A 21,149-nucleotide genomic window follows, 5' to 3' on the forward strand; every position below is an offset into this window, starting at 1 on the left:
ATACCGCAAGGCGCAGATACCAGTAGCGCATCAGTAGTACTTCCTCAGATCCATGCCGCTATAAAGGGAAGCGACCTCGCTCCCGTAGCCATTGAACATCTGCGTATCCCGCACATTGGGGCTGAACAACCCACTGGGCAGGCGTCGCTCGCGGGCCTGGGACCAGCGCGGGTGGTCGACCTGCGGATTGACGTTGGCATAGAACCCGTACTCGTTGGCGGCGATGCTTTCCCAGGTGGTCTTCGGCTGCTCGCGTACCAGACTGATACGCACGATCGACTTGATGCTCTTGAAGCCATACTTCCACGGCACCACCAGGCGCAACGGCGCGCCATTCTGGTTGGGCAACGGCCGCCCGTACATGCCCACCGCCAGAATTGCCAGGGGATGCATCGCCTCGTCCATGCGTAAGCCTTCTATATAAGGCCAGTCGATCACCGAGAAACCAGAGCGTTGGCCGACCATCTGTTCCGGACGCTGCAGGGTTTCGAAACGGACGAACTTCGCCTGCCCATGGGGTTCGACCCGCTTGAGCAGGTCCGCCAGGGGAAAGCCCAGCCAAGGGATCACCATCGACCAGGCTTCCACGCAGCGCAGCCGATAGATGCGCTCTTCCAGTTGGTAGGGTTTGACGAAGTCCTCAAGGGCATAGGTACCCGGCTTGCCGACCTCGCCGTCGATCACCACCGACCAGGGCTCGGTCTTCAGGGCCGAGGCGTTTTCCGCCGGATCGCCCTTGTTCGGCCCGAACTCGTAGAAATTGTTGTAGTGGGTGGCGTCCTTGAATGGAGTGATCGCTTCCCCCTGGACATCAACCGCCCGCCAGCGGGTCTGCGGTAGCTTTTCGGCGAACCAGCCCGGCGCCGGTACCGACTCGACGCCGGCATAGCGCTGTTCGTCGGCAAAGCCCAGGCGCGGCAGGCCGCTGGCCAGCGCCAATCCGGCGAGGGAACCGCCGAGCAGGCGCCGACGGGACAGGTAGAGGGTTTCGGAGGTGACGTCCGACTCGGAACAGTCGGAACGGGAGGGAATCTTGATCAGCATGACGGGCTCCGCAATGACCAGCGTTGTGCCAGTAGACTACGGAGCCCGTTGGAAATTACATCAGCTCGGCTGCTTCCGGCGACGCAGCTGCAGCAGGTATTGCACAGGACCGGAGGCCGCGTAGGCAAGGAACAGCAACAGGAGGATGCGCGGCGGATCGGTAAAGACCACGGCGAAGGCCAGCACCACGATAAGGATCGCCACGAACGGCACGCGGCCGCGCAGGTCGAGATCCTTGAAGCTGTGGTACTTGATGTTGCTGACCATCAGCACGCCGGCGGCGGCGACCAGCAGGGCGACGAGGAAGGCAACCTTGGCGCCCTGGATCTCGAAATCGCTGAACGCCCATACCGTACCCGCCACCAGCGCCGCGGCGGCCGGACTGGCCAGGCCGATGAAATAGCGCTTGTCGGCCTTGCCGACCTGGGTGTTGAAACGAGCCAGACGCAGCGCGGCGCCCGCAACGTAGATGAAAGCGACCATCCAGCCGACCTTGCCGAGGCTGCCAAGCGCCCATTCGAAGGCGACCAGCGCCGGCGCCACACCGAAGGCGACCATGTCGGACAGCGAGTCATACTCGGCACCGAAGGCGCTCTGGGTGTTGGTCAGGCGGGCCACGCGGCCGTCCAGTCCATCGAGGACCATGGCCACGAAGATAGCGATGGCGGCGTTGGCGAACTGGCCGCTCATGCCATTGATGATGGCGTAGAAGCCGGAAAACAGGGCCGCCGTGGTGAACAGGTTGGGCAGCAGGTAGATACCGCGGTGACGAACCTTCCGCCCTTCGGCGTCGTGCCCTTCTTCTATATGTTCGTCGATGGGCAGCAGGCTTTCTTCGTCGGAGGCCTTGTTCGGCTCCTCGGGACGTTCACTCATGGACAATTCCTTGGGAACTGATGGGGTGCGAATATGCCGACAGACTCTTCTGACTAGGAAGACAGTTCCGCCGGCCCAGGCTTTATACCAGATCGCCAGGCAAGAACGAAAAAACGCGGCCGGGGCCGCGTTTCTTCGTCTGTCGCCGGAGCCGCTTAGTTCTTGCTCTTGTCGACGATCTTGTTGGCTGCGATCCACGGCATCATCGCGCGCAGCTTCTCGCCGATCTGTTCGATCGGGTGAGCGGCGTTGTTGCGGCGGTAAGCTGTCATCGACGGGTAGTTCGCCGCACCTTCGGTGATGAACATCTTCGCGTATTCGCCGTCCTGGATGCGCTTCAGGGCGTTGCGCATGGCAGCGCGGGATTCGGCGTTGATCACCTCCGGACCGGTTACGTACTCACCGTACTCGGCGTTGTTGGAGATGGAGTAGTTCATGTTGGCGATGCCGCCTTCGTACATCAGGTCGACGATCAGCTTCAACTCGTGCAGGCACTCGAAGTAGGCCATTTCCGGTGCATAACCGGCTTCGACCAGGGTTTCGAAACCGGCCTTGACCAGCTCCACGCAACCGCCGCAGAGAACGGCCTGCTCACCGAACAGGTCGGTTTCGGTCTCGTCCTTGAAGGTGGTTTCGATGATACCGGTACGGCCGCCGCCCACGCCGCAGGCATAGGACAGCGCGACGTTCTTGGCATTGCCGGAAGCGTCCTGGTAGATGGCGATCAGGTCAGGGATGCCGCCGCCCTTGACGAACTCGGAGCGCACGGTGTGACCCGGGGCCTTCGGCGCGATCATGATCACGTCGAGGTCGGCGCGCGGGACGACCTGGTTGTAGTGGATGGAGAAGCCGTGGGCGAAGGCCAGGGTCGCGCCCTTCTTCAGGTTCGGCTCGATCTCTTCCTTGTACAGGCGACCCTGGAACTCGTCCGGGGTGAGGATCATGACCACGTCGGCGGCGGCGACGGCGCTCTTCACGTCGGCGACCTTCAGGCCGTGCGCTTCGGCCTTGGCCACGGTGGCGGAGCCGCTGCGCAGACCCACAGTGACGTCGACGCCGGAGTCCTTCAGGTTGCAGGCATGGGCATGGCCCTGGGAACCGTAACCGATGATGGCAACTTTCTTGCCCTGGATGATCGAGAGGTCACAGTCTTTATCGTAGAAAACGCGCATGGGAATTCCCCTTCAGTAAGGCCTCGCGGGCCTGCTTTCAGTTCAGATGCTCAGAGTCTTGTCGCCACGGGCGATGCCGGTGACGCCGCTGCGGACCACTTCCAGGATCGACGCGGTGCCGATGGCCTGGATGAAGCTGTCCAGTTTGTCGCTGGTACCCGCCAGTTGCACGGTATAGACGCTACTGGTGACGTCGACGATCTGTCCACGGAAGATGTCGGTGGTGCGCTTTACCTCGGCGCGCTGGGCGCCGGTGGCCTTGACCTTCACCAGCATCAGTTCGCGCTCGATATGGGCGCTTTCCGACAGATCGACCAGCTTGACCACCTCGATCAGCTTGTTGAGGTTCTTGGTGATCTGCTCGATCACCTCATCGTGTCCCACGGTGGTCAGCGTCAGACGCGACAGGGTCGGGTCCTCGGTCGGCGCCACGGTCAGGCTTTCGATGTTGTAGTTGCGTTGGGAGAACAGGCCGACCACGCGGGACAATGCGCCAGGCTCGTTTTCCAGCAGCAGGGAAATGATGTGTCGCATGATCAGGTACGCTCCGTCTTGCTCAGCCACATGTCGCGCATCGCGCCGTCACGGATCTGCATCGGGTAGACGTGCTCGCTGGCGTCCACCTGGATGTCGAGGAAGACCAGGCGGTTCTTCAGGGCGAACGCCTCTTCCATCTTCGGCTTCAGGTCCTTCAGGTCGGTGATGCGCATGCCGACATGCCCGTAGGCTTCGGCAAGCTTGACGAAGTCCGGCAGGGATTCCATGTAGGAATGCGAATAGCGGCTGTTGTACTGCATGTCCTGCCACTGGCGAACCATGCCCAGCGCACCGTTGTTCAGATTGACGATCTTCACCGGCAGGTCGTACTGCAGGCAGGTCGACAGCTCCTGAATGTTCATCTGGATACTGCCTTCGCCGGTCACGCAGGCTACGTCGTCGTCCGGGAAGTTGAGCTTGATGCCCATCGCCGCCGGGAAGCCGAAGCCCATGGTGCCGAGGCCGCCGGAGTTGATCCAGCGGTTGGGCTTGCTGAACTTGTAGTACTGCGAGGCGAACATCTGGTGCTGACCGACATCGGAAGTGATGTAGGCGTCGCCATGGGTGACTTCGTAAAGCGTCTCGATGACGGTCTGCGGCTTGATGATGCTGCCGTCTCCCTTGTCATAGGGGAACAGCCCGCGAGTGCCGCGCCATTCGTCGATCTGCTTCCACCAGGCGACCTGCGCCTCCTGGTTCGGGGTCTCGCCGATTTCCTTGAGGATCGCGACCATTTCGGTGAGGACGCTGTCCACCGGGCCGACGATCGGGATATCGGCCTTGATGGTCTTGGAGATCGATGCCGGATCGATGTCGATGTGGATGATCTTGGCGTTCGGGCAGAACTTCGCCGCGCCGTTGATCACCCGGTCGTCGAAACGCGCGCCCACGGCGAGGATCACGTCGCTGTGGTGCATCGCCAGGTTGGCGGTGAAGCTGCCGTGCATGCCGAGCATGCCGAGGAACTGGCGATCCGCGCCCGGATAGCCACCCAGCCCCATCAGGGTGTTGGTCACCGGCAGGTTGAGCATCTGCGCCAGCTCGGTCAGCGGCGCCGCGGCATTGCCCATGATCACGCCACCGCCGGAGTAGACCACCGGGCGCTTGGCCGCCAGGAGCATCTCGGCGGCCTTGCGGATCTGCCCGGAATGGCCACGCACGGCCGGGCTGTAGGAGCGCAGCTTGACCTTCTTCGGATAGGAATACTCGAACTTCTGGGTCGGATCGCCCATGTCCTTCGGAATATCCACGACAACCGGCCCCGGACGACCCGATTGCGCCAGGTAGAAGGCCTTCTTGATCACCTCGGGGATCTCCGAGGGATGCTTGATGATGAAGCTGTGCTTCACGATCGGCCGGGAAATGCCGACCATGTCGGTTTCCTGGAACGCGTCGGTGCCGACCATGTTGCTCGGTACCTGGCCCGACAGGATCACCATCGGGATCGAGTCCATGTACGCGGTGGCGATGCCGGTGATGGCGTTGGTCGCGCCCGGGCCGGAGGTCACCAGCACGACACCGGGCTTGCCGGTGGCGCGGGCGTAGCCGTCGGCCATGTGGGTAGCCGCCTGCTCGTGGCGCACCAGGATATGGGTCACGTCGTGCTCCTTGAAGAGCGCGTCGTAGATATGCAGGAGGGCACCACCCGGGTACCCGTAGATGTACTTAACGCCTTCGTCGCGCAACGAGCGGACGACCATTTCAGCGCCAGATAAAAGCTCCACGTTTTCACCTCTAGAACGCTATACGGCCACCCAGGGGCGGGCGACCGAAATTCGGTTGGCTGCCCGGCAGAGCATGGGTGACGGTAGTCACCGGCTACGTCAACTGCCGATTGAGCGAACTTGGAAGGGCGCCTGGTGTTACGGAGCTCTTCCACCCAGCGCGAGGTAACGCGAAGCAGGGTGTAACTTTCGGCGCGGGTAGGCACCTCATGGTCTGCCGGAGAGGGGACTGGGTTGCAGACGGCCCGCTACAGCGAGCTTGGATTCTTCGCATTCGCCGGACGCAAGTCAAGCTTTATTCTGAAATTTATCAAAAAAAATTCCACGGAAGCCGGCATACCCTTCCATAAAAAAGCTGATCAACTAACAAAAACAGATTTTATGGCTAGAAAATTCTGATTTAGAGCAAACATTGCCAAAATGCCCATGATTCCCGCGAGGACTTGCCAAGGCGTGGCCGTCTCCGGCGGCGGTTGTGATGCCGTGCAGCATGCCGGGCCGGCGGATTTGGTTATAGTTAGCCGCAGTTAGCGCATTTCCAAGGACTCCGCATGCGACGCATGATCCTCCCGGCCAGCCTGTTGCTCGCCCTCTCCTCTTTCGCCATGGCCGCGCCGATCTACAAGTGGGTCGACGCCGAGGGCGTCACCCATTTCGGCGCCCAGCCGCCGCAGGGAACCCAGGCCACCACGGTGAACACCCAGACCGCCCCGCCGCAGAACGACTTCCCGCTGCCCGCCTCGGTACCGGCGCCGACCATCGAGCGCAAGCCGGCCCTTGAGGAAAAGCCGGCCGACCCCGAACAGAAGGCGATCGACGACAAGGTGAAACAGCAGGTGGCGAAGGAGGAAGCCGAGCGCAAGCAGTTCTGCGAGGAAACCCGCAACAACCTCGCGCAGTTGAAGAACAACCCGCGCGTACGGGTCGACGAAGGCAAGGGTGAGCTGCGCCGCCTGGGCGAGGAAGAACGCCAGGAGCGAATCGCCAAGGCAGAGAAGGCGATCCAGGAAAACTGTCGCTGAGACGAGAACGAGCCGGCCTCGAAAGCATCGGTCCCGACGCCGCTGCGCGGTGCGGTGCCAGCGTCCGGCCTCTCCGGCAGGAAGAAACCCGGCTACAGGCCGGGTTCCTCTTGCCGGGGCGAGTTCATGACGACTCGCCGATCAGCCGATCGAACTCGCCAAGCGCCGCCAGCAGGCCGGCGACCTTCTCACCACGCTGCGCATAGACCACCTCGGCCATGGCCAGGATGCCCGAGGCTTGCGGCAGGGCGCTATCGCTCTCGAGAATCAGCTTCATCCGCGGCAGGAAGATCCATTGCAGCCATTCCTCCAGGGCCAGCGTGTCCACGCAGAATGGTTCGGGACTGGCCAGCGCCTCTGCGGCGGGACTGCTTTCGCTCCACCAGTGGAGGGCACGCAGCTCGCGCTCGATCAGCAGCAACTGATCGGCCAGCGCATAGACCCGCCGATCCATCACGAGCTTGCCTTGGCCTTCTGCCGGGCCAGCGCCGCGCCGGCGGAATCACCCTGCTTTTCCCGCGCCTGGGCGATCAGTTCCCAGAGCCCGGCCTGCAGGGTCGGTCGGCCATTGGCATAGCTCAGGCCGCGACGTGCGACCTGCTCGGCCTGCGCCGCATCGCCCTGGGCCAGGCGCACCTGGGCCAGACGATAGAGCACCTGCGGCTCCCTCGGGGCGATACGCTGGGCACGCTCGAGACTGGCGGCGGCACTGTTCAGGTCGCCGCTGCCCTGCTGTTGCTGGGCGGTGGTGAGCATCGCCAGGACAGGTCCGTCCAGCTGCTCGTCGGCCGCCAGGCTACCGGCCGAGCCGGAAGCCGGAATGCCGCTGGGCGCGGCCCGGGGAGCGCTGCCGGGAGCGGTGCTGGGCGGCATGCTGTAGCTGCCGCCCAGCGGGGCCGTGGGAGCGTTGCCGGACGGGGCCTGGTACGAGGTGCCGGACCCGATCGGCGCGCTGTTGATCGGCGCAGCGCCGGACTGCGCCGGGAAGGTCTGGATCGGCGCGGCATTGGCGCCCTGCGGCACCATCACCACCACGCCGGAGTCGCCGCCCTGGGGAATCCCCTGGGCCGCCGCGCCTTGCGTGCGCGGCACCTGTGTCCGGGTGATGCGGAAACCGCCGCTTTCCTGGTTGGAAACCGGAGTACCGGCATCCACCACCGGAATCGCGCCGTGTTGCGGACTGGCGCAACCCGCCAGCAGGGCGCTGCCGGCGAGCGCGGTGAGCAGGAAAATCTTCTTCACTTCAGGTCCTCTCGGATCAATTCAGCCAGCCACGCACCCAGTCCATAACCTCGCCGGCCGGGTTCTGGATCCCGCAACCGGGGCCCTGGGCGGGCTCGCTGCCACGAATATAGGGCATCTGCACGGCGTTCGGGCAGTCCGCCGCCGAGCCCTGCCCGGTCTGCGCATCGACCCAGGCCAACACCACGTTCTCCGGCATCGGCATCTCCAGCGGTTGCGGATGGGCCTTGCGCATGAAGCTGGTCCAGACCTGCAGGGCGCCGGTGGCACCGGTCAGGGGAGTCTTGCCGTTGTCGTCGCGACCGAGCCAGACCACCGCCTGGAGGTCGCCGCCGAAACCGGAGAACCAGCTGTCGCGGGAATCGTTGCTGGTACCGGTCTTGCCGGCCAGGGTCAGCGACGATGGCAATTGACTGTACACCGAACGCCCGGTGCCTTCGCGCATCACCCGCTGCATGGCGTTCTGCACCAGGTAGACGGCGCCCGAGTCGAAACGCTGCTCGACCTGGAACGGATAGCGCTTGAGCGGCTGGCCGTCGGCGGTCAGCACGCTGCGGATGCCGCGCAGCGGCGTGTTGAAGCCGCCGCTGGCGATGGTCTGGTACATGGTCGCGACTTCCATCGGGCTGAGCGAACCGGCGCCCAGCAGCATCGACGGGTAGGCCGGCCAGTCGCGGTTGATGCCCAGCCGGGCGACGGTCTGCAGCACATTGGGCACGCCAACGTCGAGGCCGAGCTTGGCGGTAGACAGGTTGTAGGAGTTGGCCAGGCCCTGGTACAGGAAGATCGTCCCATGCGAGCGCCGGTCATAGTTCTGCGGGCGCCAGACCTGGCCGTCCTGGCCTTTCACCGCGAAAGGCTCGTCCTGGACCCAGGTGGTCAGGGTGTACTTGCTCGGCCGCTCCAGGGCGGTCAGGTAGACCGCCGGCTTGATCAGCGAGCCGATCGGCCGCACTGCGTCCAGTGCCCGGTTGAAACCGGCGAAGCGCGGGTCGCGGCTGCCGATCAGGGCCTGGATCTCGCCGGTCTCGGGATTGGTGACGACCATCGCCGCCTCGACCTGGTCGACGCCCTTGCGCCCGCTGAGGCGCTTGAGCGTTTCGTTGACCGAGGTCTCGGCCTTCTCCTGCAGGATCGGGTCGAAGCTGGTGAAGATGCGCAGCCCTTCCTCGGTCAGGTCCTCGTCGCGGTAGTCCTGGCGCAACTGGCGCTTGACCAGGTCGAGGAAGGCCGGATACGAACTGTCGGCCATGCTGCCCTGGCGGGTTACGCCGAGCGGCCGCTGCTTGGCGGCGTCGACTTCCTGCCGGGTCGCCACGCCCTGCTCGGCGAGCACGTCGAGCACCAGGTTGCGCCGCGCCAGGGCGCGGTCCGGGTAGCGCCGCGGGTTGTAGTAGGACGGCCCCTTGACCATGCCGACCAGCAACGCCACCTGGTCGAGCTTGAGCTCGGCCAGCGGCTGGCTGAAGAAATACTGGCTGGCCAGGCCGAACCCATGGATGGCGCGCTGGCCGTCCTGGCCGAGGAATACCTCGTTGAGATAGGACTCGAGGATGTCGCGCTTGTCGTAATGCAATTCGAGCAACACGGCCATCATCGCCTCGTTGAGCTTGCGGCTCAGGCTGCGCTCGTTGCTCAGGAAGAAATTCTTCACCAGTTGCTGGGTCAGGGTGCTGCCGCCCTGGCGCAGCTGGCCGGCGGTGGTGTTGACCCAGACCGCGCGGGCCACCGACTTCAGCGATACGCCGTGGTGGTTCCAGAAGTCCCGGTCCTCGACCGCGACCAGGGTATCGATGAGGTAGGTCGGCACCTGGTCGAGCTTGACCAGGATGCGGTCCTCGTGGTGAGCCGGATACAGGCCGCCGATCAGCAACGGCTCCAGCCGCGCCACCGCCAGTTCCTTGCCGCTGGCCTCGTTCAGCCCGCTGACGTAGTTGCCGTTGAAACGCACGCGCACACGCTGGGCCGGTTCGGCCCCTTCGTAGAACTGGAAGCCACGGGTATTGAGCTCAACCGCGCTGGCCGCCACCGATACGGTGCCGGGCCCGGTCACGCTGGGCTCGCGACGGTAACCGAGGGCGTCGAGTTCGCGCAGGAAGTCTTCCTTGCTCAGCTTGAGGCCGTTGAACAGCTCCAGGGGACGGGCATAGACCTTCGCGGGGATGGTCCAGCGCCGGCCGGAGAATTTCTCCTGGACCACCGCATCGAGATAGATGGCGAAGCCGGCCAGGAGCACCAGGCCGACGAGGCCGAGCTTGAGTGCCCAGCCGAGCCACTTGTTCAGGCCGGGAGCCGGGCGTGCTTTTTTTCCGTTACGGGAGCGGGGGGATCGGGGACGCGTCATGGCGGCGCATTATACGTACTTTATCCACAGCGGACAGACACCGAATCGAGCGGCATCCACGGTCTGCGCGGCCCCGGTGGATAGGCGCGGCGGCGGCGCGGCGCATTCGACCGGCGATCCGGCAAATGGTTGCCATCCGCCAGCAAGGTTTGCACTGTCACCCCTTCCCGCCATAATGCGGGTTTCGCATATTTCCGAGGCAAGGATATCCCGTGAGCCAGACCCTGATCGCCGCCCTGCAGAACCCGGCCCTCTACCCCCACCCGGTGGAGCGCTTCGAGGTCATCGAGACGCACATCTCCTGGGTCCTGTTGACCGGTCCCTACGCCTACAAGATCAAGAAGCCGATGGACTTCGGCTTCCTCGATTTCACCAGCCTGGAAAAACGCCGCTTCTATTGCAACGAAGAGTTGCGCCTGAACCAGCGCCTGACCGACGACCTCTACCTGGAGGTCCTGCCGGTGACCGGCAGCGAACAGGCGCCGCGCATCGGCGGCGACGGCGAGGCCATCGAATACCTGCTGAAGATGCGCCAGTTCCCGCAGGACAACCTGCTGGCGGCGATCCAGGGGCGCGGCGAGCTGAGCAACCAGCACATCGACGAACTGGCCGAGCAGATCGCGCACTTCCACCAGACCACTCCGAAGGTGCCGCTGGAGCATCCGCTGGGCACCGCCGAATCCTGCATGGCGCCGGTGCGGCAGAACTTCGAACAGGTCCGCCCGCTGCTCAAGGACAAGGCCGACCTGCAGCAGCTGGACGCCCTCGAAGCCTGGGCCGAGAGCAGCTTCGAACGCCTGCTGCCGGTACTCCGCGAACGCAAGGAGCAGGGCTTCATCCGCGAATGCCACGGCGACATCCACCTGGGCAACGCCGCGCTGATCGACGGCAAGGTGGTGCTGTTCGACTGCATCGAGTTCAACGAGCCGTTCCGCTTCACCGACGTCTGCGCCGACTTCGCCTTCCTCGCCATGGACCTGGAAGACCGTGGCCTGAAATGCCACGCGCGGCGCTTCGTCAGCCTCTACCTGGAACGCACCGGTGACTACCAGGCCCTGGAACTGCTGAATTTCTACAAGGCCTACCGCGCCATGGTCCGCGCCAAGGTGGCGCTGTTCAGCCTCGGCTACCAGACCGACGCCGTGCAGCGCGCCGCGACCCTGCGCCAGTACCGCAACTACGCCAACCTGGCGGAAAGCTACAGTGCCATTCCCTCGCGTTTCCTGGCCATCACCCATGGAGTTTCCGCGGTCGGCAAGAGCCAGGTGGCTATGCGCCTGGTGGAGGCCCTGGGCGCGGTGCGCCTGCGCTCCGACGTGGAACGCAAGCGCCTGTTCGGCGAGCAAGCGGAGAACGACAAGGGCCGGTTCGCCGCCGGGATCTATAGCACCCAGGCCAGCGAGGCGACCTATGCGCACCTTCACCAGTTGGCTGCGAAGGTCCTCCAGGCCGGCTACCCGGTGGTGATCGATGCCGCCTACCTGAAGCAGAACCAGCGCCAGGCCGCTTGCCACATTGCGGAAGAAACCGGCGTGCCGTTCCTGATCCTCGACTGCCAGGCGCCCGAAGCGGTGATCGCCGGCTGGCTGGCGCAGCGCCAGGCGGAAGGCCGCGATCCTTCCGATGCCACCCTCGACGTGATCCGCACCCAACAGGCCACCCGCGAGCCGTTGTCGGCGGCCGAGACGGCACAGAGCAAACGCGTCGATACCCACGACGCGGCCAGCCTGGACGGCCTGGTCGACGGCATCCGCCAGCGCCTGCCCGGTCTCTGAGCACGGTCCAGCGCCGCCCGCTCCGTCCGGAGCGGGCGCTGTGCCACTACTCTTCTATACTCTGGGCGAGCCTTCCGCGCAGGACGCCGCCCATGAACGCCCCCCGTCAGCTCGATTCCCCGCTCTACCAGCTGTTGCACGACGAAGACATCGAAGGCTTCAACCAACAGAAGCCGGCCGACGGCTGGATCGACCTGGCCGGCGGCGATTTCCGCGGCCTCGACCTGCGCCTGCTGGATGCCGCCCGGGTCGACTTCAGCGATGCCTATTTCCGTGGCGCCGACCTGCGTGGCGTGGATCTGCGCGAGGCACGCCTGGAAGGCGCCAGCCTCGCCCACGCCCAGATCTCCGGCACCTACTTCCCGCTGCGCCTGGCGGCGGACGAGATCCGCATGTCGGTAAGCTTCGGCACCCGCCTGCGCTACCTGCCCGAGGCCTGACGCCCAGCGGCCACGTTTTGCCGGAGGACCGCTACACTTCCCGACAGGTATCCGGCCGGCTGAGGACCGGTCCCGGACCGCATCCACCGGTCCCGGGCCGGTTCCTGGCAGTTCCGCGCCATCACGCTTCTGAGCGGCATCGCAAGGACCGACGATGAACGACGAACTGCTGAACCTGAAGAACCTGGGCAAGACCTCCACCCAATGGCTGCATGCCGTGGGCATCCACAGCGCCACCGACCTGCGCCGGCTCGGCTCGGTGGGCGCCTACCGGGCGGTCCGCGCGCGCGGCTTCCGCGCCTCGAAAGTACTCCTCTATGCCATCGAGGGCGCCCTGCTGGACGTGCACTGGAACGAGCTGTCGGCGGACCACAAGGCCGCGCTGCTGGGCGAGCTGGAGACTTTCCCCGCACGAAACAAGAGCTAGCTCACACCTGCCACGGGAAGACATTTACTCCTCCCGGACGCCCACCTATCGTCTCGTGGACGTTCGTACCTCCTCTCCCGCCCAGGCAGCTCAAGGAAATGGCCATGTATCTACTCGGCGAGCAACCGGCTTATGCCGATCAACTGATCAACCGCCTGCAGGGAATCCCCCACCGCTTGCTCGAAGGCCTTTCGCCCAGCGGCCCCACCCTCGAGGTGGAGCGCAGCGACGACCTGGAGCACGAACTGCCCGACGACCGGGTCTTCCTGGTGGAAAGCGGCCTGCTCCATGCGCTGGTCGACGGGCGCCCGCTGTTCTACCTGCAGGAAGGCGACCTGCTCGGCCTGCGCCGCGGCCTCGACCTGCCCGCCTGCCGGCATGCCAACGAGGAACCGATCCGTCTGCGTCCCTATTCGCGCAGCGAGGTGCTGCGTCACTTCCATGCCGACGAAGGACGCCAGGAACTGCTGCTGCAATACCTGATCGGACAGACCGCCCTGCTCGGCGACGCCCTGGCGCACCTGAAGCAGCCGGAAATCCGCCCGGCCACCGGCTTCCGCCATTTCGCCGCGGGCGAAGCGCTGATCCGCCAGGGCGACGAGGCCGACCACGTGTTCATCATCATCGAGGGTCACGCCGAGGCGCTGGTCGATGGGCAGAAGGTCGGCGACGTGCAGAAGGACGAGATATTCGGCGCCATGGCCGTGTTCACCCGCGAGAAGCGCAGCGCCACGGTGGTCGCCAGCGAACCCTGCACGGTGATGGTGATTCCCAAGGAACAGTTCCTCGGCCTGATGCAAAACAACCCGCGGATCGCCCACAGCCTGATCGAAGGCATGGCCCGGCGCATCGACCTGCTCAACCGCGAAGTGACCCAATTGCGCCTGCCACGCAGCGCCTGAACCCTTCCAGAGACCTCGCGACTAGCTAGCAGAAAAGTTTCGCGAAAGCGTTTGACATGGAAATGAGAATCATTATTATATCACTCAACTGGTCGCGAGATCAGCCGGTAAGCTGAGAGACCCACGCAGTCGGACTCTTCAGATTATCTCCTCATCAGGCTAATCACGGTTTTTGACCCGGCACTTTGCCGGGTCTTTTTTTGCCTGCGTTTCGTGCCCCGGACGACCGTTCATCGGCTGGGAATGGAATGAATGAGAACCGACTTGACCTGATAATGAGAATAGTTATTATTACACCACCTGGCCGCGAGGCCAGCAGGTAAGCTGAGAGACCCACGCAGTCGGACTCTTCAGATTATCTCCTCATCAGGCTAATCACGGTTTCGACCCGGCACTTTGCCGGGTCTTTTTTTTGCCTGCGAAAAGCCTCTCGCGTCGCCAGTCTTTCAGCGCGCCTGCATGTCCGCGCAATAGTCCTTCTCCGGCAGCGCCGGCGTATACCAGGCATAGTCGGCCTCGCGCGTCGTCACCGCCTGGCCCGCTTCGACCAGCAGCAGCACCCGCACCTCCTGCACGCCAAGGTCACGCAGGTGGACCGGTACGCCAAGGTCGCGCCGCGCGTGGAACCCGCCGGCGATGAGCAGCGCCGGCAGCGGCGCATCGCGAAGGCGCTCGGCCATGCGCCGGTCGCGTTGCTGCTGGACGGCGAGCATTGCCGGCAATTGCTCATCGGGAAGCATGCCGCAGTGGGATTCGCGAATCTGCGCGAGTAGCGGCAGGCGCACGCTGTCGCGCCGGGAAGCCGTTCCCGCGGGCAGCGGGCGATCCTTGTAGATCCGCATGATCTCGCTCCGCTCGAGATTCGCCGCGAGCAATGGCGCGGGTTGCGCGAGCGCCCAGGTCACCAGGGGTCCGTACTGAGACCAGTCCCAACCTTTCCGCCAGTCCAGGGCCTGCTCCAGGTTCGCCACCGGCTTGCCGGCCTTACGTTGCGCCCTGATCGCATCGACACGCGGCTGCTGGTCGGGACCGAGCATTTCCAGCAGCAGGCTGCCTTGCGCCCGGCGTTCGCCCAGGGTTCGCGCCAGCCATAGTTCGAGGGCGTGATGGTCGGGGTTGTCGTGCTTCTCGCCAACGATCACCCGTGACGCCACAGCCAGGCGTTCGAGCAGTTGCCCGGGGGTCAACGTCGCACCGCTGCGCAGGTCGACGATGCGTCCGGCCCGTGGATCGTCGCGTCCCTCCGGACCTTGCCAGTCGGGCAACGGCGGCAGCTGGGACTGGCAACCGCCCAGCAGCAGGCAGAGGGCGAACAGGCGAATGCGCATGGCAGCTCCTTCAGCGGGCGACGATCAGCGGATGACCTCGCTCGGGATGACGTTGGACCAGGACTTCGAGACCGAACACCGCGCGCAGCGGCTCGGGGCGCAGGACCTCCTCGGGCGCGCCGAGCAGGTGCGGACGGCCATTCTGCAACAGCAGCAGACGGTCGCAATAGCGCGCGGCCAGGTTCAGGTCGTGGAGGATCACCAGCACCGAGGCGCCGCGCCGGGCGAAATCGTGCACCGCCTGCAGGGTGGTGTGCTGGTGCAGCGGGTCGAGCGCCGAGGTCGGCTCGTCGAGCAGCAGTACCTGCCCCGGCTCGCCCGGCCACAGCTGCGCCAGCACCCGCGCCAGGTGCACGCGCTGGCGTTCTCCGCCGGACAGCGCCAGGTAGCTGCGTCCGGCCAGATGGCTGGCGTCGGCCGCCGCCAAGGCCTCGGCGACGATCTGCACATCGCGCTCGCGGCCGCTGGAATGGGGCAGCCGACCGAAGCCGACCACCGCCTCCACCGGAAACGCGAAGCCCAGCGACGAACTCTGCGGCAGCACCGCCAGGCGCTGCGCGCGGGCTACGCCCGCCCACTGGTCGAGTCCGCGCTCGTCAAGCAGGACTCGTCCCTCGGCCGGCTCCAGTTCCCCGCAGAGCGCGCCGAGCAGGGTGCTCTTGCCGGCACCGTTGGGGCCAAGCACACCGAGCACCTCGCCGGCCCGTAGCTCCAGCTCCAGGCCCTCCAGCACGGTCTTTCCGCCACGGCGGATGGACAGGTTCTCCACGCGCAGCATCAGGCCCGCCCTCGCAGCAACAGGTAAAGGAAGAACGGCGCGCCGATCAGCGCCGTGACGATGCCGATCGGCAGCTCGGCCGGTGCCAGCGCCAGGCGCGCCAGCAGGTCGGCGAGCAGCAGCAGGGTGGCGCCGGCCATCATCGAAGCCGGTAGCAGGGTCCGGTGGTCAGGGCCGGCGACCAGGCGGATCAGGTGCGGCACCACCAGGCCGATGAAACCGATCATTCCCGCCGCCGCCACCGCGGCGCCGACACCGAGTGCGGTACAGAGCACCAGCTCGGCCTTGAGGCGCTCGACATCGAAGCCCAGATGGCGCGCTTCCGATTCGCCGAGCAGCAACGCGTTCAACGCATCGGCCCGGCGCGGCAGCCAGCAGGCCACCAGCAGCGCCACCAGCAGCAGCGGCCACAGGCGCGGGTAGCTGGCGCCATTGAGGCTGCCGAGGTTCCAGAAAGTCAGGGTGCGTAGCGTGGCGTCGTCGGCGAGGTAGGTGAACAGCCCGATCACCGCGCCGGACAACGCGGTCAGGGCGATCCCCGCCAGCAGCATGGTGGCCACGCTGGTCTGGCCATCGCGGCGGCCGAGTCGATAGACCAGCCAGGTAACCCCCAGGCCGCCACCGAAGGCGCACAGCGACAGCAGGTAAGGCGCGAGGACCGCCGGCAGGCCGCCCAGCGAGGCGCCGAACACGATCGCCAGCGCCGCGCCGAGCGCCGCGCCGCTGGACACCCCGACCAGGCCGGGATCGGCCAGCGGATTGCGAAACAGGCCCTGCATGGCAACGCCGGACAGCGCCAGCACGGCGCCCACGGCCAGGCCGAGCAGGGTCCGCGGCAGGCGGATCTGGCCGAGGATCATCTCCGCCTGGGCCAGGCCCGCTCCATCGAGTGGAAGACCGGTCAGGCGCAACGCGGCGCGCAGGGTATCGCCCAGCGGCAGGCTGACGGGACCGAGGGCGAGGGACAACCAGAGGACCAGGACGAGCGAAATCCCCAGCGCGCCGAACAGCGCGCGGGGACGAACAACCGATTTCAATGGGCGGCTTCCGTACTCAGCGGTTTCACGGAAGGATAAAAGGCTGCGGAAAGCGCCGCCAGGCCATCCGGCAGGCGCGGACCGAGACCGCCTACCAGCAGGGTCGGATCCAGCACCAGCAGGCGCCCGTCGCGGGCCGCGCGGGTCGCGGCGAGGCCTGGGTTCTGCTTGAGCAGGGCGGCGCGCGCGGCGTCGCCCTCCAGGCTGCGGTCGGCGATCACCAGCGCGGCAGGATCGAGCGCCGCCAGGGCTTCCACCGAGATCGGCTTGTAACCCTCATGGGCGGCCAGGTTGCGCGCCCCGGCCCGGTTCAGCACCCAGTCGCCGCCGGTGTTGCGCCCGGCCACCAGCACCTGCCCGCCGGCATTGCCGATCACCAGCAGGACGCCCGGCGCCGGCTGGCTCTTCTGTGCCGCTGCGATCCAGTCGGCCTGGCGTCGCAGGCGCTGGCGGTAGTCGAGTTCGGCGGCCTCGGCGCGCTGCGGCACACCGAGCCAGTCGCCGAGCTTCTTCAGATTGCTTTCCAGGGCGTCCAGATCCGCTTTGGCGGAAAGGGTCTCGACCCGCACACCGGCACCTGCGAGCTGCTCGAGCACCGGCGGCGGGCCCATTTCCTCGGTGCCGATGAGGATATCCGGACGCAACGCCAGCACGCCCTCGGCAGCCAGTTGGCGCTGGTAGCCGACGCTCGGCAACTGTTTCAGCGCCTGCGGATGCTGGCTGGTGGTGTCCACCCCGACCAGCTTGCTTTCGCCGCCCAGCGCCACTACCCACTCGCTCAGCGAGCCGCCGGCGCTCACCCAGCGCTGCGGCAGGCCATCGGCACGGGCCACGCCAGCGCCGAGCAGCAGGCCCAGCGCCAGGCCGTTGAATAGTCGTTCGATACGCATGATCTCTCCTCAGAGCGCCTTGAAGGATTCGGCCAGTTCGCGCCAGTCGTCGCGCTCGGGCTGGCCGGGCTTGCGCGCGCCGAACAGTTGCACGACCAGTTCGCCGTCGGCGTCGAAGGCTTCCCAACTGGTGACGATGCCATCGCTGCTCGGCTTGCGCACCCGCCACAGCTCGGCGATGCCGCTGGTCTTCAGATGCAGGTTGAAATCCGGATCGAGCACATTGAACCAGTCGTCCAGCCATTTCAGGTTGCACACCGGCCCGGAATGGATCTGGATGCAGTGGGCATTGCCGACGAACACCATGATCGGCAATCCGCTTTCGGCCGCCGCCTCGAAGAGCTTCGGCAGATCGCCATTGTCCAGGCGCTCGGCCCATTCGCCGCCGGCCAGGCGCAGCGCCTGGGTGCGCTGCGCGCCATGCTTCTTCAGCAAGGCGTGGAAATGGTGGGTGTCCTTCAACGCGGCCCAGCCTTCGCGCAAGGCGGCGGCATCGATCTGCGCATCGGCGACCGCCGTCGCCGGCGCGCTGGGCTCGCGCAGCGCCAGCACGGCATCCTGCCCGGCAGCCCGCAGGCGTTCGACCAGCGGCTCCCAGGCGCGGACGGCGCTGGCCTCGGTAAGAAATACCTTGTGTATCGCCACGCCCTGCTGGTCGAACACCTGGATGCTGCGCTGGATACCCCGCGGCGTCTCCTCGGCAATGGCGAAGGCGGCGTTCCAGCCACCCAGGAACAGGCGCAGGTCGATGTCCGGGGAAACCACCAGGCCCATTCGACCGTTGGCCGATACCGTCACCTCGCGATACGGCCCCTTGCGTTCATGGACGCAATGTTCGTTGCGGGTGAGCGCCATGATCGGTCCCAGTTCGCCGAGCGCCGGCAGCAAGGCGGACCAATCCGGGCGCAGGCGCACGGCATCGATGCCGACCCGGCTGGCGACCAGCTCGCCCTCGCTGACCCGCAACTGCGCCGCGGCGTCCCGCGCGCGCAACTGCGGCCGCTCGGCGCGCAGGTCCTGCCAGGCCCGGTAGAGCTCGGCGGGGGAATGGGAAAGGGTGGGAGTGCTGCTCATCGACGGATCCTCGGGCATTTCCGGTTCGGTAGCGCAAACGCGCAAAAACAGGTGAACTTTGCCATAAAACGCATATCTGAATCCATTTGATAATTATTTGCATTAGCGTTTTTCTGGCAGTACCTTGTGCGCCCGACGTCCCCCTGGCTATCCGCCATCGGCCCGACCCAAGGAGTCCCACATGTCGCTCGCCCCGCCCTTCGCCCTGCGCCCCTGCCTGGCCCTGCTGCTGCTCAGCCCTTCGCTGGCCCTGGCGGGGAATGCCGTCCCGCTGACCCCGACCACCATCACCGCGACCCGCACCGAGCAGGCGGTGGACGCTGTGCCGAGCACCGTCAGCGTCCAGACCCGCGAGCAACTGGACCGGCAGAACGTCAACAACATCAAGGAACTGGTGCGCTACGAACCCGGTGTCTCGGTCGGCGGCACCGGCCAGCGCGCCGGGATCACCGGCTACAACATCCGCGGCATCGACGGCAACCGCATCCTCACCCAGATCGACGGGGTCGAGCTGCCCAACGACTTCTTCAGCGGCCCCTACGCCCAGACCCACCGCAACTACGTCGACCCGGACATCGTCAAGCGCGTGGAAATCCTCCGCGGCCCGGCCTCGGCGCTGTACGGCAGCAACGCCATCGGCGGCGCGGTGAGCTACTTCACCCTCGATCCATCAGACATCATCAAGGACGGCAAGGACGTCGGCGCCCGCCTGAAGACCGGCTACGAGTCGGCCAGCCATTCCTGGCTGACCTCGGCCACCGTCGCCGGCCGCGCCGACGACTTCGACGGCCTGCTGCACTATGGTTACCGCCAGGGCCACGAGACCGAATCCAACGGCGGCCACGGCGGCACCGGACTCTCGCGCAGCGAAGCCAACCCGGAGGACGCCGACAGCTACAGCCTGCTCGGCAAGCTGGGCTGGAACTACGCCGAAGGCAGCCGTTTCGGGCTGGTCTTCGAGAAGTACAAGAGCGACGTCGACACCGACCAGAAGAGCGCCTATGGCGGCCCCTACGACAAGGGCAAGCCGGCGATACCGCCGAGCGTGCTGCCGGGCGGCATGTACCAGTGGCGCAAGGGCAACGACACCCTGACCCGCGAACGCTACGGCCTGGAACACCACTTCCTGGTCGACAGCCCGGTCGCCGACCGCATCCAGTGGAGCCTCAACTACCAGGTGGCGAAGACCGACCAGGCGACCCGCGAGTTCTACTATCCGATTACCCGCAAGGTCCTGCGCACCCGCGATACCACCTACAAGGAACGCCTGTGGGTGTTCGACAGCCAGTTGGACAAGAGCTTCGCCATCGGCGAGACCGACCACCTGCTGAGCTACGGGATCAACCTCAAGCAGCAGAAGGTCACCGGCATGCGCAGCGGTACCGGCACCAACCTGCAGACCGGCGCCGAGAGCCCGCGCGACGCCCTGGAGCGCAGCAGCGACTTCCCCGACCCGACGGTGAAGACCTACGCCCTGTTCGCCCAGGACAGCATCAGGTGGAACGACTGGACCTTCACCCCCGGGCTGCGCTACGACTACACGCGCATGGAGCCGCACATCACCGACGAGTTCCTGCGCACCATGAAGCAGAGCCAGAACACCACGGTCGACGAGTCGGACAAAAAATGGCACCGGGTCTCGCCCAAGTTCGGCGTGACCTATGACTTCGCCCAGCACTACACCTGGTACGGCCAGTACGCCCAGGGCTTCCGCACGCCCACGGCGAAGGCGCTGTACGGGCGCTTCGAGAACCTGCAGGCCGGCTACCACATCGAGCCGAACCCGAACCTCAAGCCGGAGAAGAGCCAGAGCTTCGAGACCGGCCTGCGCGGCAAGTTCGACGAAGGCAGCTTCGGCGTGGCGGTGTTCTACAACAAGTACCGCGACTTCATCGACGAGGACGCACTGAACACCGCTGGCACCGGCGGCAACGGCCAGACCTTCCAGGCCAACAATATCGAGCGCGCGGTGATCAAGGGCGTGGAACTCAAGGGCCGCCTGGAGCTCGGCGCCCTCGGCGCGCCGCAGGGCCTCTACACCCAGGCCAGCGTGGCCTACGCCCATGGCCGCAACAAGGACAACGGCGAGCCGATCAACAGCGTCAACCCGCTCACCGGCGTGTTCGGCCTCGGCTACGACGAGGCCGGCGGCAACTACGGCGGCCTGCTCAGCTGGACCCTGGTCAAGCGCAAGGACCGCGTCGACGACAGCACCTTCCACACCCCGGACGGCACCGCCAGTCAGTTCAAGACCCCGGGCTTCGGCGTTCTCGACCTCAGCGCCTACTACAAGTTGAGCAAGGACCTGACCCTCAACGCCGGCCTCTACAACCTGACCGACAAGAAGTACTGGCTGTGGGACGACGTACGCGGCTACGACGGCGTCGGCGAGGCTTCGGCGCTGGCCCCGGCGAACCTCGACCGGCTGTCCCAGCCGGGACGCAACTTCGCGGTCAACCTGGTCTGGGACATCTGAGTCTTTCCCCTTCGCACACGGAAGTGCCCCTATCCCCGCGCCCGGCTCCTGCCGGGCGCTT

The 21,149-nt window shown here is 65.8% G+C and carries 20 protein-coding genes (1 of these 20 running past the window's edge); 6 read left to right on the forward strand and 14 right to left on the reverse strand.

Features of this window, described 5'->3' with window-relative positions:
- The 6 genes from msrQ to PSPA7_RS25820 all read right to left on the reverse strand — a co-directional run.
- On the reverse strand, window positions 1-31 hold the 5' portion of the coding sequence (gene msrQ, locus PSPA7_RS25795) for a protein-methionine-sulfoxide reductase heme-binding subunit MsrQ (RefSeq protein WP_012077452.1). It extends 578 nt beyond the left edge of the window; 31 of the gene's 609 nt are visible here — the first part of the coding sequence; the start codon lies at window positions 29-31; its stop codon lies beyond the left edge, outside the window.
- Window positions 31-1,044: a protein-methionine-sulfoxide reductase catalytic subunit MsrP gene (msrP, locus tag PSPA7_RS25800; RefSeq protein ID WP_012077453.1), complete on the reverse strand. Its 1,014-nt coding sequence runs from the start codon at window positions 1,042-1,044 to the stop codon at window positions 31-33. Before msrP ends, msrQ begins: the two co-directional genes overlap by 1 nt.
- Window positions 1,045-1,104: 60 nt before the next feature.
- On the reverse strand, window positions 1,105-1,920 hold the full coding sequence (gene pssA / locus PSPA7_RS25805; protein ID WP_003095061.1) for a CDP-diacylglycerol--serine O-phosphatidyltransferase: 816 nt from the start codon (window positions 1,918-1,920) through the stop codon (window positions 1,105-1,107).
- 155 nt (window positions 1,921-2,075) lie between these two features.
- A complete protein-coding gene (ilvC, locus tag PSPA7_RS25810; protein WP_003148652.1) occupies window positions 2,076-3,092 on the reverse strand; it encodes a ketol-acid reductoisomerase in 1,017 nt (338 codons plus the stop codon).
- A gap of 42 nt (window positions 3,093-3,134) precedes the next feature.
- Window positions 3,135-3,626, reverse strand: coding sequence for an acetolactate synthase small subunit (gene ilvN / locus PSPA7_RS25815; protein WP_003095069.1), 492 nt, complete (start codon window positions 3,624-3,626; stop codon window positions 3,135-3,137).
- 2 nt (window positions 3,627-3,628) lie between these two features.
- Complete coding sequence (locus PSPA7_RS25820; RefSeq protein ID WP_012077454.1) at window positions 3,629-5,353, reverse strand: acetolactate synthase 3 large subunit; 1,725 nt, start codon at window positions 5,351-5,353, stop codon at window positions 3,629-3,631.
- A gap of 551 nt (window positions 5,354-5,904) precedes the next feature.
- Here PSPA7_RS25820 and PSPA7_RS25825 point away from each other — a divergent pair.
- Window positions 5,905-6,375, forward strand: coding sequence for a DUF4124 domain-containing protein (locus PSPA7_RS25825; protein WP_003148655.1), 471 nt, complete (start codon window positions 5,905-5,907; stop codon window positions 6,373-6,375).
- 124 nt (window positions 6,376-6,499) lie between these two features.
- Here PSPA7_RS25825 and PSPA7_RS25830 read toward each other — a convergent pair whose 3' ends face one another.
- From PSPA7_RS25830 to mrcB, 3 genes are read right to left on the reverse strand one after another with little or no spacing between them, the layout of a single operon-like run.
- Window positions 6,500-6,829, reverse strand: coding sequence for a YqcC family protein (locus PSPA7_RS25830; RefSeq protein ID WP_012077456.1), 330 nt, complete (start codon window positions 6,827-6,829; stop codon window positions 6,500-6,502).
- The gene (gene lpoP, locus PSPA7_RS25835; protein WP_012077457.1) at window positions 6,829-7,617 is read right to left on the reverse strand and encodes a penicillin-binding protein activator LpoP; all 789 of its coding nucleotides are present in this window, start codon (window positions 7,615-7,617) and stop codon (window positions 6,829-6,831) included. The genes PSPA7_RS25830 and lpoP overlap by 1 nt, the downstream gene beginning before the upstream one ends.
- A gap of 16 nt (window positions 7,618-7,633) precedes the next feature.
- On the reverse strand, window positions 7,634-9,961 hold the full coding sequence (gene mrcB, locus PSPA7_RS25840; RefSeq protein WP_012077458.1) for a penicillin-binding protein 1B: 2,328 nt from the start codon (window positions 9,959-9,961) through the stop codon (window positions 7,634-7,636).
- Between the two features lie 212 nt (window positions 9,962-10,173).
- Between mrcB and PSPA7_RS25845 the strand changes: the two genes are divergently transcribed.
- The 4 genes from PSPA7_RS25845 (at window position 10,174) to PSPA7_RS25860 (ending at window position 13,505) form a co-directional block, all read left to right on the forward strand.
- Complete coding sequence (locus tag PSPA7_RS25845) at window positions 10,174-11,736, forward strand: bifunctional aminoglycoside phosphotransferase/ATP-binding protein (protein WP_012077460.1); 1,563 nt, start codon at window positions 10,174-10,176, stop codon at window positions 11,734-11,736.
- Between the two features lie 92 nt (window positions 11,737-11,828).
- The gene (locus PSPA7_RS25850; protein WP_003148660.1) at window positions 11,829-12,176 is read left to right on the forward strand and encodes a pentapeptide repeat-containing protein; all 348 of its coding nucleotides are present in this window, start codon (window positions 11,829-11,831) and stop codon (window positions 12,174-12,176) included.
- Between the two features lie 154 nt (window positions 12,177-12,330).
- Window positions 12,331-12,603, forward strand: a complete 273-nt coding sequence (locus PSPA7_RS25855) for a TfoX/Sxy family protein (protein ID WP_003148662.1) — start codon at window positions 12,331-12,333, stop codon at window positions 12,601-12,603.
- 104 nt (window positions 12,604-12,707) lie between these two features.
- Complete coding sequence (locus PSPA7_RS25860; RefSeq protein ID WP_012077461.1) at window positions 12,708-13,505, forward strand: cyclic nucleotide-binding domain-containing protein; 798 nt, start codon at window positions 12,708-12,710, stop codon at window positions 13,503-13,505.
- A 446-nt stretch (window positions 13,506-13,951) separates the two neighbouring features.
- On the opposite strand, the gene PSPA7_RS25865 is transcribed toward PSPA7_RS25860, so the two are convergent.
- The 5 genes from PSPA7_RS25865 to PSPA7_RS25885 are packed head-to-tail and all read right to left on the reverse strand — an operon-like array spanning window position 13,952 to window position 18,612.
- Window positions 13,952-14,833 carry a ChaN family lipoprotein gene (locus PSPA7_RS25865; RefSeq protein WP_012077462.1) on the reverse strand — a complete coding sequence of 294 codons (882 nt, stop codon included), beginning with the start codon at window positions 14,831-14,833 and terminating at the stop codon, window positions 13,952-13,954.
- Window positions 14,834-14,843: 10 nt separating this feature from the next.
- A complete protein-coding gene (locus PSPA7_RS25870; protein WP_012077463.1) occupies window positions 14,844-15,611 on the reverse strand; it encodes a heme ABC transporter ATP-binding protein in 768 nt (255 codons plus the stop codon).
- A complete protein-coding gene (locus PSPA7_RS25875; protein ID WP_079262254.1) occupies window positions 15,611-16,603 on the reverse strand; it encodes a FecCD family ABC transporter permease in 993 nt (330 codons plus the stop codon). The genes PSPA7_RS25870 and PSPA7_RS25875 overlap by 1 nt, the downstream gene beginning before the upstream one ends.
- A 41-nt stretch (window positions 16,604-16,644) precedes the next feature.
- Window positions 16,645-17,538 carry a hemin ABC transporter substrate-binding protein gene (locus PSPA7_RS25880; RefSeq protein ID WP_012077465.1) on the reverse strand — a complete coding sequence of 298 codons (894 nt, stop codon included), beginning with the start codon at window positions 17,536-17,538 and terminating at the stop codon, window positions 16,645-16,647.
- A gap of 9 nt (window positions 17,539-17,547) precedes the next feature.
- Window positions 17,548-18,612: a hemin-degrading factor gene (locus tag PSPA7_RS25885; RefSeq protein WP_012077466.1), complete on the reverse strand. Its 1,065-nt coding sequence runs from the start codon at window positions 18,610-18,612 to the stop codon at window positions 17,548-17,550.
- 181 nt (window positions 18,613-18,793) lie between these two features.
- On the opposite strand from PSPA7_RS25885, the gene phuR reads away from it, so the two are divergent.
- Window positions 18,794-21,088 carry a heme/hemoglobin uptake receptor PhuR gene (phuR, locus tag PSPA7_RS25890; RefSeq protein WP_003151996.1) on the forward strand — a complete coding sequence of 765 codons (2,295 nt, stop codon included), beginning with the start codon at window positions 18,794-18,796 and terminating at the stop codon, window positions 21,086-21,088.
- Window positions 21,089-21,149 lie beyond the last annotated feature (61 nt).

It is taken from the genome of Pseudomonas paraeruginosa PA7, assembly GCF_000017205.1.
GTDB lineage: Bacteria > Pseudomonadota > Gammaproteobacteria > Pseudomonadales > Pseudomonadaceae > Pseudomonas > Pseudomonas paraeruginosa.

Coding starts and splice junctions, on each gene's coding strand:
- phuR (WP_003151996.1), top strand. CDS start 18,794: ATGTCGCTCGCCCCGCCCTTCGCCCTGCGCCCCTGCCTGGCCCTGCTG.
- PSPA7_RS25830 (WP_012077456.1), bottom strand. CDS start 6,829: ATGGATCGGCGGGTCTATGCGCTGGCCGATCAGTTGCTGCTGATCGAG.
- mrcB (WP_012077458.1), bottom strand. CDS start 9,961: ATGACGCGTCCCCGATCCCCCCGCTCCCGTAACGGAAAAAAAGCACGC.
- PSPA7_RS25885 (WP_012077466.1), bottom strand. CDS start 18,612: ATGAGCAGCACTCCCACCCTTTCCCATTCCCCCGCCGAGCTCTACCGG.
- PSPA7_RS25865 (WP_012077462.1), bottom strand. CDS start 14,833: ATGCGCATTCGCCTGTTCGCCCTCTGCCTGCTGCTGGGCGGTTGCCAG.
- PSPA7_RS25860 (WP_012077461.1), top strand. CDS start 12,708: ATGTATCTACTCGGCGAGCAACCGGCTTATGCCGATCAACTGATCAAC.
- PSPA7_RS25880 (WP_012077465.1), bottom strand. CDS start 17,538: ATGCGTATCGAACGACTATTCAACGGCCTGGCGCTGGGCCTGCTGCTC.
- PSPA7_RS25850 (WP_003148660.1), top strand. CDS start 11,829: ATGAACGCCCCCCGTCAGCTCGATTCCCCGCTCTACCAGCTGTTGCAC.
- pssA (WP_003095061.1), bottom strand. CDS start 1,920: ATGAGTGAACGTCCCGAGGAGCCGAACAAGGCCTCCGACGAAGAAAGC.
- PSPA7_RS25825 (WP_003148655.1), top strand. CDS start 5,905: ATGCGACGCATGATCCTCCCGGCCAGCCTGTTGCTCGCCCTCTCCTCT.
- ilvC (WP_003148652.1), bottom strand. CDS start 3,092: ATGCGCGTTTTCTACGATAAAGACTGTGACCTCTCGATCATCCAGGGC.
- PSPA7_RS25855 (WP_003148662.1), top strand. CDS start 12,331: ATGAACGACGAACTGCTGAACCTGAAGAACCTGGGCAAGACCTCCACC.
- msrP (WP_012077453.1), bottom strand. CDS start 1,044: ATGCTGATCAAGATTCCCTCCCGTTCCGACTGTTCCGAGTCGGACGTC.
- PSPA7_RS25870 (WP_012077463.1), bottom strand. CDS start 15,611: ATGCTGCGCGTGGAGAACCTGTCCATCCGCCGTGGCGGAAAGACCGTG.
- ilvN (WP_003095069.1), bottom strand. CDS start 3,626: ATGCGACACATCATTTCCCTGCTGCTGGAAAACGAGCCTGGCGCATTG.